Source organism: Variovorax sp. Soil_C_12 (genome assembly GCF_057657375.1).
The window spans coordinates 51,122-64,630 of record NZ_JBDGIO010000006.1; the positions used below are offsets into that span (position 1 = coordinate 51,122).

The 13,509-nt window shown below is 67.4% G+C and carries 13 protein-coding genes; 8 read left to right on the plus strand and 5 right to left on the minus strand.

Going from position 1 to position 13,509, the window contains the following annotated elements:
* The first annotated feature begins 101 nt into the window (after positions 1-101).
* The 7 genes from dnaA to AC3A6X_RS17320 all read left to right on the plus strand — a co-directional run bounded on the left by dnaA (position 102) and on the right by AC3A6X_RS17320 (position 8,467).
* Complete coding sequence (gene dnaA, locus AC3A6X_RS17290) at positions 102-1,481, plus strand: chromosomal replication initiator protein DnaA (RefSeq protein WP_106559578.1); 1,380 nt, start codon at positions 102-104, stop codon at positions 1,479-1,481.
* 268 nt (positions 1,482-1,749) lie between these two features.
* Entirely contained in the window at positions 1,750-2,856 is a 1,107-nt protein-coding gene (dnaN, locus tag AC3A6X_RS17295) for a DNA polymerase III subunit beta (RefSeq protein ID WP_487843341.1), read from the plus strand.
* A gap of 102 nt (positions 2,857-2,958) precedes the next feature.
* Positions 2,959-5,580 (plus strand): DNA topoisomerase (ATP-hydrolyzing) subunit B, encoded by a 2,622-nt coding sequence (gene gyrB / locus AC3A6X_RS17300; protein WP_409050574.1) that lies wholly within the window; start codon positions 2,959-2,961, stop codon positions 5,578-5,580.
* A gap of 202 nt (positions 5,581-5,782) precedes the next feature.
* A complete protein-coding gene (locus tag AC3A6X_RS17305; protein WP_487843342.1) occupies positions 5,783-6,280 on the plus strand; it encodes a hypothetical protein in 498 nt (165 codons plus the stop codon).
* Positions 6,281-6,402: 122 nt separating this feature from the next.
* Entirely contained in the window at positions 6,403-6,864 is a 462-nt protein-coding gene (locus AC3A6X_RS17310; RefSeq protein WP_487843343.1) for a peptidase associated/transthyretin-like domain-containing protein, read from the plus strand.
* On the plus strand, positions 6,851-7,171 hold the full coding sequence (locus AC3A6X_RS17315; protein WP_487843344.1) for a hypothetical protein: 321 nt from the start codon (positions 6,851-6,853) through the stop codon (positions 7,169-7,171). Before AC3A6X_RS17310 ends, AC3A6X_RS17315 begins: the two co-directional genes overlap by 14 nt.
* A gap of 105 nt (positions 7,172-7,276) precedes the next feature.
* Positions 7,277-8,467, plus strand: a complete 1,191-nt coding sequence (locus tag AC3A6X_RS17320; protein WP_487843345.1) for a metallophosphoesterase — start codon at positions 7,277-7,279, stop codon at positions 8,465-8,467.
* Between the two features lie 18 nt (positions 8,468-8,485).
* Here AC3A6X_RS17320 and AC3A6X_RS17325 read toward each other — a convergent pair whose 3' ends face one another.
* The 3 genes from AC3A6X_RS17325 to AC3A6X_RS17335 form a co-directional block, all read right to left on the minus strand.
* On the minus strand, positions 8,486-8,914 hold the full coding sequence (locus AC3A6X_RS17325) for a PaaI family thioesterase (RefSeq protein WP_487843346.1): 429 nt from the start codon (positions 8,912-8,914) through the stop codon (positions 8,486-8,488).
* The gene (locus tag AC3A6X_RS17330; RefSeq protein ID WP_487843347.1) at positions 8,911-9,330 is read right to left on the minus strand and encodes a MerR family transcriptional regulator; all 420 of its coding nucleotides are present in this window, start codon (positions 9,328-9,330) and stop codon (positions 8,911-8,913) included. Before AC3A6X_RS17330 ends, AC3A6X_RS17325 begins: the two co-directional genes overlap by 4 nt.
* 78 nt (positions 9,331-9,408) lie before the next feature.
* A complete protein-coding gene (locus AC3A6X_RS17335; protein WP_487843348.1) occupies positions 9,409-9,906 on the minus strand; it encodes a polyhydroxyalkanoate granule-associated phasin in 498 nt (165 codons plus the stop codon).
* 176 nt (positions 9,907-10,082) lie between these two features.
* On the opposite strand from AC3A6X_RS17335, the gene AC3A6X_RS17340 reads away from it, so the two are divergent.
* A complete protein-coding gene (locus tag AC3A6X_RS17340; protein ID WP_487843349.1) occupies positions 10,083-10,655 on the plus strand; it encodes an acyloxyacyl hydrolase in 573 nt (190 codons plus the stop codon).
* On the opposite strand, the gene AC3A6X_RS17345 is transcribed toward AC3A6X_RS17340, so the two are convergent.
* Complete coding sequence (locus tag AC3A6X_RS17345) at positions 10,643-12,157, minus strand: UdgX family uracil-DNA binding protein (protein ID WP_487843350.1); 1,515 nt, start codon at positions 12,155-12,157, stop codon at positions 10,643-10,645. The two genes, AC3A6X_RS17340 and AC3A6X_RS17345, sit on opposite strands and share 13 nt — an antisense overlap.
* Before the next feature lie 41 nt (positions 12,158-12,198).
* Entirely contained in the window at positions 12,199-13,473 is a 1,275-nt protein-coding gene (locus AC3A6X_RS17350; protein WP_487843351.1) for a putative DNA modification/repair radical SAM protein, read from the minus strand.
* Positions 13,474-13,509 lie beyond the last annotated feature (36 nt).

Here is a 13,509-nt window from a genome sequence, read left to right on the forward strand (position 1 = left end):
ATAAGGTTTTGACAAGTTAGAATCACCGGCCCATCCCAGGGGCGACTATCCACAAGCAGAACGACAAATGATCGAGGGACACTTGACCTTTCAGACCCCCCATGCCGAGTGAAGGCATTGGCGACAGCCTCTGGCAAGCCTGCGTCGACCAACTCGCGCAGGAACTGTCGGAACAGCAATTCAACACCTGGATCAAGCCGCTGACCGCCAGGGTCGCGGACGATCTTTCGCGGGTCACCGTCTTCGTCGCCAACCGCTTCAAGCTGGACTGGATCCGGGCTCAGTACGCGGGCAAGATCGCCGCCATGGCCGAGAAGCTTTATGGCCAGCCGGTGATCATCGAGTTAGCGCTTGCTCCTCGGGAGATCGTTGCCCGGCCTGTATCCATGGCCGTCGCAGTCGAAACCGATGTGCCACGCGATGTGGCCGGTCCGGGCGAGGATCCGTCCGGCGGCGCCTTCAAGAACCGACTCAACTCCGGCCTGACCTTCGAGACCCTGGTCGAGGGCACGGCCAACCGCATGGCCCGCGCCGCCGCCATGCACGTGGCCGGCACGCCGGGCCATCTCTACAACCCCCTGTTCATCTACGGCGGCGTCGGCCTGGGCAAGACTCATCTGATGCATGCAGTGGGCAACCGGCTGCTGTCCGACCGCCCCGACGCCAAAGTTCTCTACATCCACGCGGAGCAGTTCGTGTCGGATGTGGTCAAGGCCTATCAGCGCAAGACCTTCGATGAGTTCAAGGAGCGCTACCACTCGCTCGATCTGCTCCTGATCGACGACGTCCAGTTCTTCGCCAACAAGGACCGGACGCAGGAAGAATTCTTCAATGCCTTCGAGGCCCTGCTGGCCAAGAAGTCGCACATCGTCATGACCAGCGACACCTACCCCAAGGGGCTGGCGGACATCCACGAGCGGCTGGTCTCGCGCTTCGATTCCGGGCTCACGGTGGCGATCGAGCCGCCCGAGCTCGAGATGCGCGTGGCGATCCTGATCAACAAGGCGCGCGCCGAGAACGCCGAGATGCCGGAGGAAGTGGCCTTCTTCGTGGCCAAGAACGTGCGCTCGAACGTGCGTGAGCTCGAAGGCGCACTGCGCAAGATCCTCGCCTACTCGCGCTTCAACCAGAAGGAAATCTCGATCGCCTTGGCGCGCGAGGCGCTGCGCGACCTGCTGTCGATCCAGAACCGGCAGATCTCGGTCGAGAACATCCAGAAGACGGTGGCCGACTACTACAAGATCAAGGTCGCCGACATGTACTCGAAGAAGCGCCCGGCGTCGATCGCGCGGCCGCGCCAGATCGCGATGTACCTGGCCAAGGAGCTGACCCAGAAGAGCCTGCCCGAGATCGGCGAGCTGTTCGGCGGTCGCGACCACACGACGGTGCTGCACGCGGTGCGCAAGATCTCCGGCGAGCGCCAGCAGCTCACCGAGCTCAACCAGCAACTGCACGTGCTGGAACAAACCCTCAAGGGCTGATGCATGCCTGTCATCGCAGATTCACGAAGGCCTGTCAAAGGACAACTCTGGGGAAAGTTCCGGCACAAACGGGCGCTTGTCCACAGGCGAGTCGCGCTCCCGGAAGTTGTGCGCCTTGGCGCGACAGCACCGAAGCACGCCTGCACACAGCCAGCCGGCAACGGCAAGTGCCTGTCGCCAAAGCGGAAAATGGCTCTGTCCACAGCGGGGCCCGTCCCTTATCTACTACTACTAATTTGAATTAAAGAAATAAAGGAAGAGGTAAGTCATGATCGTTTTGAAAGCTACACAAGACAAAGTCCTCGCCGCCCTGCAGTCGGTGGCGGGGATCGTGGAACGGCGCCACACGCTGCCGATCCTGGCCAACGTGCTGATTCGCAAGACCGGCCCCCGTCTGCAGCTGACCACCAGCGACCTGGAGATCCAGATCCGCACGCATGCGGAGCTCGGTGGCGACGACGGCAACTTCACCACCACCGTGGGCGCGCGCAAGCTGATCGACATCCTGCGCACCATGCCGGCCGACCAGACGGTGAGCCTGGAGTCGAGCGCCAGCAAGCTGGTGCTCAAGGGCGGCAAGAGCCGCTTCACGCTGCAGTCGCTGCCGGCTGAGGACTTCCCCCTAGTGCAGGAATCCGCCAACTTCGGTCCCGTGTTCAGCGTGCCGCAGAAAACCCTGAAGGACCTGCTCAGCCAGGTCTCCTTCGCGATGGCGGTGCACGACATCCGCTACTACCTGAACGGCATCCTGTTCGTGGCCGAGGGCAAGCAGCTCAGCCTGGTGGCCACCGACGGCCACCGCCTGGCCTTCGCCTCCGCCATGCTGGACGTCGAGGTGCCGCGCCAGGAGGTGATCCTGCCGCGCAAGACGGTGCTCGAAATGCAGCGCCTGCTGTCCGACGCCGAGGGCGCGATCGAGATGCAGTTCGCCAACAACCAGGCCAAGTTCGCCTTCGAGGGCATGGAGTTCGTCACCAAGCTGGTCGAGGGCAAGTTCCCCGACTACAACCGCGTGATCCCCAAGACCCACAAGAACTCGGTGACGCTCGGCCGCGCGCCACTGCTGGCCAGCCTGCAGCGCACTGCCATCCTGACCAGCGAGAAGTTCAAGGGCGTGCGCCTCAACATCGAGCCCGGCACGCTTCGCATCGCCTCCAACAACGCCGAGCAGGAAGAAGCCCAGGACGAGCTCGACATCGACTACGGCGGCGACGCTATCGAGATCGGCTTCAACGTGGGCTACCTGATCGATGCGCTGGCCAATATGGGCCAGGACATGGTGAAGCTGGACCTCGCGGATTCCAACAGCTCCGTGCTGATGACGATCCCCGACAACGCGTCCTTCAAGTACGTCGTCATGCCGATGCGCATCTGATGGCGTTCGACAGGGAGTGACGAGACCCGCCCGCGCATTCCGCGGGCTTGGTCTTTCAAGAGACGAATAAAACCTGGTTCCCGAGAGAGTAGAAAGATCCTGATGAGCGAAGACAGCAAGCCGGAAACGCCGCACACCGAGCCGGTCTACACCCCCGAGATCGACAGCGCAATCCCGATCGAAGTGACGCCACCCGCCGCCGACGCCTACGGCGAAGGCTCCATCACGATCCTCGAGGGGCTGGAGGCGGTGCGCAAGCGTCCCGGCATGTACATCGGCGACACCTCCGACGGCACCGGCCTGCATCACCTGGTGTTCGAGGTGGTCGACAACTCCATCGACGAGGCGCTGGCGGGCTATTGCGACGACATCGTCGTGACCATCCACACCGACAACTCGATCTCGGTGGTGGACAACGGCCGCGGCATCCCGACGGGCGTCAAGATGGACGACAAGCACGAGCCCAAGCGCTCGGCGGCCGAGATCGCGCTGACCGAGCTGCATGCCGGCGGCAAGTTCAACCAGAACAGCTACAAGGTCTCGGGCGGTCTGCACGGCGTGGGCGTGAGCTGCGTGAACGCGCTGAGCAAGATGCTGCGGCTCACGGTGCGGCGCGAGGGCAAGGTGCACGTGCTCGAGTTCAGCAAGGGCTTCGTGCAGAACCGCATCGTCGAGACGGTGAACGGCGTCGAGGTGTCGCCGATGAAGGTCACGGGCGACACCGAGAAGCGCGGCACCGAGGTGCACTTCCTGCCCGACACCGAGATCTTCAAGGAGAACGCCGACTTCCACTACGAGATCCTCAGCAAGCGGCTGCGCGAACTGAGCTTCCTCAACAACGGCGTGCGCATCCGCCTGCTGGACGAGCGCACCGGAAAGGAGGACGACTTCTCCGGTGCCGGCGGCGTCAAGGGCTTCGTCGAGTTCATCAACAAGGGCAAGACGGTCCTGCACCCCAACGTGTTCTACGCCGCCGGCGAGCGGCCGGCCGACACCTACGGCGGCATCCCCGGCACGCATATCGGCGTGGAGGTCGCGATGCAGTGGAACAGCGGCTACAACGAGCAGGTGCTGTGCTTCACCAACAACATCCCGCAGCGTGATGGCGGCACCCACCTCACCGGCCTGCGCGCCGCGATGACGCGGGTGATCAACAAGTACATCGAAGAGACCGAGCTGGCCAAGAAGGCCAAGGTCGAAGTCACCGGCGACGACATGCGCGAAGGCCTGTGCTGCGTGATGAGCGTGAAGGTGCCCGAGCCCAAGTTCTCCAGCCAGACCAAGGACAAGCTGGTGTCCAGCGAGGTGCGCGCGCCGGTGGAGGACATCGTCGGGCGCCTGCTCGGCGACTACCTGCAGGAGCGCCCGAACGACGCCAAGATCATCTGCGGCAAGATCGTCGAGGCCGCGCGGGCCCGCGAGGCGGCGCGCAAGGCGCGCGAGATGACGCGCCGCAAGGGTGTGCTCGACGGCATGGGCCTGCCCGGCAAGCTGGCCGACTGCCAGGAGAAGGACCCGGCGCTGTGCGAGGTCTACCTGGTGGAGGGCGATTCCGCCGGCGGTTCGGCCAAGCAGGGCCGCGACCGGAAGTTCCAGGCCATCCTGCCGCTGCGCGGCAAGATCCTCAACGTGGAGAAGGCGCGCTACGAGAAGCTGCTCACCAGCAACGAGATCCTGACCATGATCACGGCGCTGGGCACCGGCATCGGCCGCGCCGGCGCGACCACGGCGGGCGGCGGCGCCGACGACTTCAACGTCGCCAAGCTGCGCTACCACCGCATCATCATCATGACCGACGCCGACGTCGACGGCGCCCACATCCGCACGCTGCTGCTGACCTTCTTCTATCGCCAGATGCCGGAGCTGGTCGAGCGCGGTCACATCTACATCGCGCAGCCGCCGCTCTACAAGGTGAAGGTCGGCAAGGAGGAGCAATACCTCAAGGACGGCCCGGCACTCGACGCCTTCCTGCTGAAGGTGGCGCTCAAGGACGCCAGCATCCGGACCGGCGGCAACGAGCCGACGACGCTCGGCGGCGATACCCTGGCCGAGCTCGCGCGCAAGCACCAGCTGGCCGAGGCCGTGATCGCGCGCCTGGGCAACTTCCTCGACGCGGAGGCGCTGCGCGCCATCGCCGACGGCGTGTCGCTGGACTTGGACACCACCGCCGGTGCCGAAGCCTCGGCCGTGGCGCTGCAGGCCAAGCTGCGCGAACTCAGCGCCACCGGCGTGCCGGCCGAGGTGGCCAGCGAGTTCGACGTGCGCACCGACAAGCCCTTGCTGCGCATCAGCCGACGCCACCACGGCAACATCAAGAGCAGCGTGATCACGCAGGACTTCGTGCACGGCGCCGACTACGCCGCACTGGCCGAGGCCGCCAAGACCTTCCGCGGCCTGCTGGGCGAAGGCGCCGTGGTGCGCCGCGGCGAGGGCGAGAAGGCCAAGGAAGAGAAGGTGGGCGATTTCCGCGAGGCCATGCGCTGGCTGATCGGCCAGGCCGAGAACGCCACCTCGCGCCAGCGCTACAAGGGCCTGGGCGAGATGAACCCCGAGCAGCTGTGGGAAACCACCATGGACCCGAACGTGCGGCGCCTGCTCAGGGTGCAGATCGACGACGCGATCGAGGCCGACCGCGTGTTCACCATGCTGATGGGCGACGAAGTCGAGCCGCGGCGGGAGTTCATCGAGCAGAACGCGCTGCGGGCGGCGAACATCGACGTGTAAGGCGCGCGCCTCGGCGCCTTCTACCCGCCTGCCTGCGCCTGAGCGCGGCCCCCGCGCGGGCCGCCGACATGAGAGTCGCAAAAAAGTGCCGCATCAGGCGCGCTTCCCAGCCGCACTGCTCGTAAACGCTATACCTAGCCCGACTCTTGCTAAGCAAGAATTTCGGCCGATTGGACGCCGTTTTTGGAGCGAGGACAGCAGCATGAAAGCGAACCGGATCGGGTGGCCCCTGGCGGCATGGGTCTTCCTTGGTGCATGGACATCGGCGCAGGCGCTGCCGTCGAACCCGCCGATCCTGATGACCCAAGGCATCGAGTACATGTGCGGCGGCAAGAGCAGCGACGAGGCGGCGTTCATGCGCATGGTGTCGCCGCGCTGGGCGGCCACGCTGGAGTTCTCGGTCAACCGCGCCAAGCCCGGCGAGGTGCCTGACGATGTGGCGGTGGTGGTGCGTGAGCGCTATACCGGCCGCCCGATCATGCAAGCCGTTGCGGGCGCCCCCTTCATGCTGGCGCGACTCGATCCCGGCGCTTACGAAATCGAGGCCACGCTGGCCGGGGTCACGCTGAAGCAGCCGCTGACCGTGTTCAACGGCGTCGCTTCGCGGGCCGTGTTCGTCTGGCCTTCCAACGTCGATTTCGCCAATGCCGGCGGCCCGCGCAGGGCGGAGCAGCAGGCAGCTGCGCGCACCAGCGACTGACGCAGCGCGCCGGCGGCAGCACGCCACCGAAGTTCAGGTTGATCTAAGGCTGGCCGCCCATAGTCCCGGGCGTGGGGCGAACCGCTTCGCCTCCTCTTCCCAACCCGAGCAAGGACATGGCTATGAACACAACCCGTTTCTGGCGGCCGGTGGCCGCCCTGGCGTTTGGCGGCGCGTCGCTTCTGGGTGCGCTGGCGGCGCATGCGGCCTACAACCCGCCGATCCACATGGCCAATGGCATCGAGTACATGAGCGGGGGCATCAGCAGCGACGAAGCCGCGCTGATGCAGACGGTGGCGCCGCGCTGGCCGGCCACCTTCGAGTTCGCGATCAAGGACGGCACCCGCTCCGACTTCGCGGCCGATGTCGCCATCACGGTGCGGGATGCCGCGGGCCGCGCGCTGCTGTCGCAGGTCAACGCGGAAGGCCCCTTCATGGTGGCGCGCCTGGAACCCGGCCGCTACGAGGTGGAAGCCACGCTGGCCGGCCGCACGCTGAAGCAGACGGTCGAGATCCACGCCGGCAGCCCGACCCGCACGCTCTTCCTCTGGCCCGCCGGCACCGACGTCAGTGCGCATTCGTGAGCCACGGCCCGAGGAGCCTCGGGGCCTCTCGGCCCACATCCTGCCGACCTCGGCCACGATGGTCGGGGTGTGCATGACGGTGCTCTCGATCGGCCGGCTGCGCCGCAACGGCCGTTCGGGCGTGCTGATCGACAAGCTGCTGGCCTTCGACGCCCTGGTCTTCCTCGCGAGTGCGGTGCTTTCGTTCGCCTCGATACGTTCGCGCCACCAGGGGCCGCGTCACGAGCGCCGTGCCGAGCTGCTGTTCCTGGCCGGCCTCGCCATCCTGGCGCTGGGCGCTGTGGCACTGGCCTTCGTGATCGAGTGAGGTTGCTCTGGAACGGACCGTTACTTTTTGCTGGCACGCGCCTTGAATGCGGCGCTACAAGGGCCCACATGCGCTGCTGGTGCTTCGCTACCGTCCAAGGCCTCGATGCCGCTTCGCCCCCTCACACTCCTCGTCACGCTGCTGCATGTCTACATAGGCCTGCGGCTTCTGCCTGCGCTGGCGAGCCTCACCAGCGCCTGGCCGCTGCTGCTGGCCGCGCTGTTGCTGTCGGCCGCGACCATGCCGCTGCCCTTCATCGGTGCGCGCGGCGGCGCCGGGCGTCCGGCACTGGCCCATGGCTGGAAATGGCTGGGCCTGCTGAGCATGGGCTGGTTCTCCTCGATCTTCGTGCTCACGCTGGTGCGCGATGCAGGCCTGCTGCTGGCCTGGGCGCTCGCCCTGGTCGGTGGCGGGTCGATCGATAGCCCGGGCGCGCAGTCCTGGAGCGCGGCGGCCGTGGCGCTGCTCGCGACGCTGGTCACTCTGATCGGCTTCTTCAACGCCCGGCGCACCGCCAGCGTGGTGCGCGTCGACGTGCCGATCCGCGGCCTGCCCGCGGGCCTCGAGGGCTTCACCATCGCCCAGCTCAGCGACATCCACGTGGGCCCGACCATCCGGCGCGGCTACATCCAGCGGATCGTCGATGCGGTCAACCGGCTGGGCGCCGACATGGTCGCGATCACGGGCGACCTGGTCGACGGCACCGTGGCCGAGCTGCGTGAGCATGTGGCGCCGCTGGCCGGCCTGCGCGCGCGCCACGGCACTTTCGTGGTGACCGGCAACCACGAGTACTACGCCGGCGCCCACGCCTGGATCGACGAGCTTCGGCGCCTGGGCCTGCGCGTGCTGCTCAACGAGCATGTGGTGCTGCAGACGCGCAACGTGAAGGGCGCGCAGACCGACGAGGAGGTGCTCGACAGCGCCCTGGTGGTAGCCGGCGTGACCGACTACACCGCGGCGCATTTCGATGCCGCCCATGCCAGCGACCCACAGGGTGCGCTGAACAATGCGCCGCCGCTGGTGCGCACCCGGCTGCTGCTTGCGCACCAGCCGCGCAGTGCGCCGGCCGCGGCCGAGGCGGGCTACCAGCTGCAGCTCTCGGGCCACACGCACGGCGGGCAATTCTTTCCGTGGAACCTGTTCGTGCCGCTGCAGCAGCCCTTCACCGCCGGGCTGCACCGGCTGCGCGAGATGTGGGTCTACACGAGCCGCGGCACCGGGTACTGGGGGCCGCCCAAGCGCTTCGGCGCGCCCTCGGAGATCACGCTGCTGAGGCTGGTGCCGGAGCAGCCCTGAACGAGGGCGTGGACGCCCTCAGTCGGGCCGGATGTTGCGCGCCGTCGCCAGCAGCGTGGCGCACAGCGTCTCGCCGCCCTCCGGGGCCACAGCGTAGACCTCCGCCGCGCACACGGTGAGCAGCTGGCCGCCATGCACCACGCGCCCGCGCGCCCGCACGGCGCGGCCGGCAGCGGGAGCCACCAGCTTCAGCGTGGCGTCCACCGTGGCGTTGCGCCAGCCCTCGGGCAGCACGCTGCCGGCCGCCGACACGGCGGCGAAGTCTGCCGCTGCGAACACTGCGGTGGCCTGCAGGCGGCCCGGGCTGAAGCTGAGGGCCTCGGTGATCGGCAGCTCGATCTCGACCTCGCCGGCCGCGAGCTGTGTGAAGCGCAGGCCCAGCGTGCGCGCCATCGGCATGGCGAGCACGGCTTGTTCGACCCGCTGGAGTTGGGGGTTGTCGTTCATCGTCGCTTCTCCTTGGCGCCCGGCCAGGGCGCCTGTTTCGCTTTCTTCGAGGGGGTCGCGGCGCGCTGCGGGCGTTGCGCCCGCAGCCAGTCCGCGTGCTCGATCACCTGCGTGCGCAATGCCTGCAGCCGGGCGATCTCCTGGTCGAGGGCGGCCGCGCGCTCCTCCAGCGCATCGGTCATGCGCGTGATGCTCAGGCGGCCGGCGCGGTAGGCCGGCAGCAATTCGGCAATGGCGGGCAGCGAGAAGCCGATGCGCCGCGCCATCGCGATGAACACCACTTCGCGTCGCATCGACTCGGGATAGTCGCGATAGCCCGAGGCACTGCGGGCCGGCAGCAGCAGGCCCAGCCTCTCGTAGTGGCGCAGTGCATGCACCGTGACGCCGGCGCGGCGAGCGAGTTCCGAGATCCGCATGAGCCCAAGGCTAGCAAGCCTCGCGCTACGCGAAGCTTGGGTGAGGGCAGTTTTTTTGCGCCGCGACCCGGCGCGCGTTCAGGCCTGTGGCCCGGCGAGCCGCAGGGCATTGGCGCTCGCCTTGGCGTGGATCGGCTTGAGGCCGCGCTGCGCGATGCGCGCGCCGGCGCTCGACAGCTGGCTCAGCGTGGCGGCCGAACGCGTGGCCGCAACCGCGAGCGCGCGGCCGTGCGTCGCGATCTGCGCCGGCGTGGTGCTGGTGGCGAGCGAGACCAGCGCAACGGCGCCGCCCAGCCACTGCCGGACGGCGCGATTGACCAGGGCGAACTGGGTGCTGTGCAGCTGGTTGGCGATCGCGGAGCCCGACTCGGTGGCCGCCGCCAGCTTCTCGTGGCCCATGAGCTGCATCTCGGCAAGGTCCGCGTCGCTCGGCACCAAGCCGGCCTTGGCCATGAGCCCGGTGCGCAGCTGGATCACGGAGCTGGAGTACAGCAGCATCTCCTGCGTCTTGAGGGCCACGTCGACCCACAGCATGAACGGGTTGAAGAAGCGGGGGGAGGAGAGGGCTGCGGACATGAACGTCATACGAATGAGCTGAGATGCACTATAGGCTCATCGACGGCTTCTGCGGCAGCGCGGCAAAATTTGAGAGAAGATTTCCTATCTTCCGTCGCGGCGACCCTCCCTCGTCCGTCTGCTGTAAGGCGGCGATGGTAGTCACCGTTTTCGTTCGTCGCAGGTGCTGTTCGAAAATGCCTAATAAAAATCTGTCCTGCGTCAAGGTTCTGCTGTGTGCGGGACTCTTGTCGCTCTCTCTCGCCGCCTCCGCCTTCGAGGATGGCAACCCCGCCTTCTACTTCGATGCCGGCCGCGCGCCGCACAACGACACCAGCACCCGGTCGCTGACGATCGGCGCGGTCCTGCCCTGGGGTGCGCAGCATCTCGTGTGGGGCACTCGGGTGACGGCCTATGCGGACCTGTTCCTGAGCCAGTGGCGTGCGCCCACCGTCGCCCGGGATGGCTATCACAACTTCTCGCAGCTGGGCGCCATCGCGGGCTGGCGCTTTCGCTTCGACGAGGGCGCCTCGCCGTGGTTCTTCGAGGCGGGCCTCGGCGTCACTTCGATGAACGACCGCTACGAGTCGCCCGACCGCAGCTTCAGCACGCGCTTCCAGTTCACCGAGCAGCTGGGCATCGGCCACAGCTTCGGCACGCGCGGGGAGCATGAGCTGTCGCTGCGGGTCCAGCATTTTTCGAACGCGGGCATCAGAAAGCCGAACCCCGGGGAGAATTTCTACAAGGTCCGCTACCTCTATCGCTTCTGACGGGAGCGCTTGCGCGCGGCCAGGTATTCGTTGGCGACTGCGAGGTCTTTCAACCACTGTTCATAGGCCGATTCGCGCTGCTCCGGATCGCCCCTCAGCAGGGCTGATGGATGCAGCGTGACCAGCACCGGCAGGCCGCGCGCGTCGGTGTGCCAATGGCCCCGCTCGCGCATGACCGCGACCGGCCGCCCGAGCAGGGCGCGCGAGGCGGTGGCGCCGAGCGCGATGAGGGCCTGGGGGCGCACCTGGGCGATCTCGCTTTCGAGCCAGTGCAGGCAGGCGGCGACCTCGCGCTGGGCCGGCGTCTTGTGCATGCGCCGCTTGCCGCGCAGCTCGAACTTGAAGTGCTTGACCGCGTTGGTCACATAAAGCCGATCGCGCGACCAGCCCAGGTCCTCCACGGCCTTGTCCAACAGCCGGCCAGCCGGGCCCACGAAGGGGCGGCCCTGCAGGTCCTCCTGGTCGCCGGGCTGCTCGCCGACCACCATCACGGTGGCGCCGACGGGCCCTTCACCGAACACCGATTGCGTGGCGTGCTCGCCGATCGGGCATTCGCGGCAGCGGTCCGTGGCCTGGTGGAGTGCTTCCAGGGCCCGCTCGGGGTCCTCGGGGAGTTCGGGCGATGAAGGGGCGTCGGGCATGGCAAGCTCCGTGGGTCTTGCGCCGCATGCGGCAAGGGGGATTCGGCGCAGGGGCGTGGTCGGCGCGGCTTCGATCATGCGTTCGCTGCGCGATGTGGCGTCGCGTGCCAGCGCGTCGATGAGCGGGGCTTCCGGCAGGTTGTGCCAGTAGCCTCGCGGCATGTGCCGCTGCATGCTGGCAAGCTTGAGGCGTGCCGGATTGAAGACATGGCGGTAGTAGGTGAGCCACAGGCGCTCGCCCGCGTCGGGCGGCGGCCCCTGATCGCGCGATGCGCCGGGGCCGCATTCGAGCACCGCCCCATCCCAGCGCAAGCTGCACTCGGGCGTGAAGATGGCCCAGCGCATCTGGGTGAAGCGTTGCACGAAAAATGGCGCGACCGCCTCCACGATGTGGTGCTCGGGCTCGAACCACGCCACATGCAGCGGCGCATCCGAACCCGGTTCCTGAACCGTGCGGAATCGGACGAAGGCCTTCATGCGATGCATGTCGTTTCGCACCGCCTGCGCCATGCGGCGGATCCTCAGGCAGTCTGCATCGAGCGGATCGTGGCGCAAGCCGGGCTCGCGCACCAGGCGCCACAGCAGCCGATAGAGCATCGCGAAGCGCGCCGGATCGGCATGCAGGATCACGAATTCGCACAGCGAAAGAAAGGAGGCCGGTACCAGGAGGGCTTCCGCGCCCGTGTACACGCACTGCGTTGCGGGCGGTGCCTCGTCGAAGAGTTCGCAGGTGCTGCTGCCGTCGCGCGTGCACCAGCTCACCTGATCGGGGGGTACGAGACGAGCCATCAGCATGCGGGCCTGGCGCCGGAAGCCCGGCCAATCGGTCTCGCTGTCCAGCGTGACGAGCTGATGCGCCATGCTGCAGGGTAGGGAGCGGGGGGCAGACGTGTTGTAGGTCTTCAGCCGGAAAACAGCGAGGCCTGAACCGGCGCAGGCTTGAAGCGGGCGGCGATGTCGGCGGCCTCGAGTTTGCGGCCGGGTCGATGGTCCTCGGTGATGACGAACGACATCACGGTGGACAACGGAACGCGCAACCGGCGCAGGTCCTCGCTGCGCAGCCGCCGCACGCGGCGCGCGGCGAGCAGGCGGTCGACGGCCTTGACGCCGAGTCCCGGCACCCGCAACAGCATCTCGCGCGGCTGCCGGTTCAGGTCCACCGGAAAGCGTTCGGGATGTGCGAGCGCCCATGCGAGCTTGGGATCGAGATCGAGCCGGAGCATGCCGCCCTGCGCCGGAACGATCTCCTCGTGCGAGAAGCCGTAGTAGCGCATCAGCCAGTCGGCCTGGTAGAGGCGGTGCTCGCGCGCCAGCGGTGGAGCCTGCAGCGGCAAGGACGAGGAGGCGTCGGGAATGGGGCTGAACGCAGAGTAGTACACGCGGCGCAGGCCGTAGGCGCCGTACAGCCCGGCGCTGGTCGAGAGGATGGAGCGATCGTCGGCGGCGTCCGCGCCGACGATCATCTGGGTGCTTTGCCCCGCGGGCGCGAACGGTGCGGGCGCACTGCGGCGGGGCGGTACGCCGGGCATCGAGACGGGCTTGGCGGGCGCTGCCTCTTTCGACTCCGCGCGTGCCTGGTCGATCTGCGTGCGCAGCCGCGCCATCGAGCGGCGGATGGCCTGGGCGCTTTTTTCGGGGGCGAGCGAGGCCAGGCCTTGCACCGTCGGCAGCTCGATGTTGATGCTCAGCCGGTCGGCGTAGCGGCCGGCGCGCTGCAGCAGCTCGGGCGCCGCGTCCGGAATGGTCTTGAGATGGATGTAGCCGCGGAAGTCGTGTGTCTCTCGCAGCACACGCGCGACCTCGATGACCTGCTCCATGGTGTAGTCGGGGCTGCGGATGATCCCCGAGCTCAGAAACAGTCCCTCGATGCAGTTGCGGCGGTAGAAGTCGAGCGTCAGCGCCACCACTTCGTCGACCGAGAAGCGGGCGCGCGCCACGTTGCTGCTGACGCGGTTGACGCAGTAGAGGCAGTCGTAGCCGCAATAGTTGGTGAGCAGCACCTTGAGCAGCGAGACGCAGCGGCCGTCGGGCGTAAAGCTGTGGCAGATGCCGTGGCCGTCGGTGGAGCCCATCCCGCGGCCGCCGGTGGAGTCGCGTTTCGCGCCGCCGCTGGAAGCGCAGGACGCGTCGTACTTGGCCGCGTCGGCGAGGATGGCGAGCTTCTGCTGGATGTCCACTGGATGAATATACAGTGACGACGCGCCCCCACCGGC

Excerpts from the sequence above, each read along its gene's own strand:
- dnaN (WP_487843341.1), top strand. The coding sequence starts at position 1,750 with ATGATCGTTTTGAAAGCTACACAAGACAAAGTCCTCGCCGCCCTGCAG.
- AC3A6X_RS17310 (WP_487843343.1), top strand. The coding sequence starts at position 6,403 with ATGAACACAACCCGTTTCTGGCGGCCGGTGGCCGCCCTGGCGTTTGGC.
- AC3A6X_RS17320 (WP_487843345.1), top strand. The coding sequence starts at position 7,277 with ATGCCGCTTCGCCCCCTCACACTCCTCGTCACGCTGCTGCATGTCTAC.
- dnaA (WP_106559578.1), top strand. The coding sequence starts at position 102 with ATGCCGAGTGAAGGCATTGGCGACAGCCTCTGGCAAGCCTGCGTCGAC.
- gyrB (WP_409050574.1), top strand. The coding sequence starts at position 2,959 with ATGAGCGAAGACAGCAAGCCGGAAACGCCGCACACCGAGCCGGTCTAC.
- AC3A6X_RS17340 (WP_487843349.1), top strand. The coding sequence starts at position 10,083 with ATGCCTAATAAAAATCTGTCCTGCGTCAAGGTTCTGCTGTGTGCGGGA.
- AC3A6X_RS17305 (WP_487843342.1), top strand. The coding sequence starts at position 5,783 with ATGAAAGCGAACCGGATCGGGTGGCCCCTGGCGGCATGGGTCTTCCTT.
- AC3A6X_RS17330 (WP_487843347.1), bottom strand. The coding sequence starts at position 9,330 with ATGCGGATCTCGGAACTCGCTCGCCGCGCCGGCGTCACGGTGCATGCA.
- AC3A6X_RS17335 (WP_487843348.1), bottom strand. The coding sequence starts at position 9,906 with ATGTCCGCAGCCCTCTCCTCCCCCCGCTTCTTCAACCCGTTCATGCTG.
- AC3A6X_RS17345 (WP_487843350.1), bottom strand. The coding sequence starts at position 12,157 with ATGGCGCATCAGCTCGTCACGCTGGACAGCGAGACCGATTGGCCGGGC.
- AC3A6X_RS17325 (WP_487843346.1), bottom strand. The coding sequence starts at position 8,914 with ATGAACGACAACCCCCAACTCCAGCGGGTCGAACAAGCCGTGCTCGCC.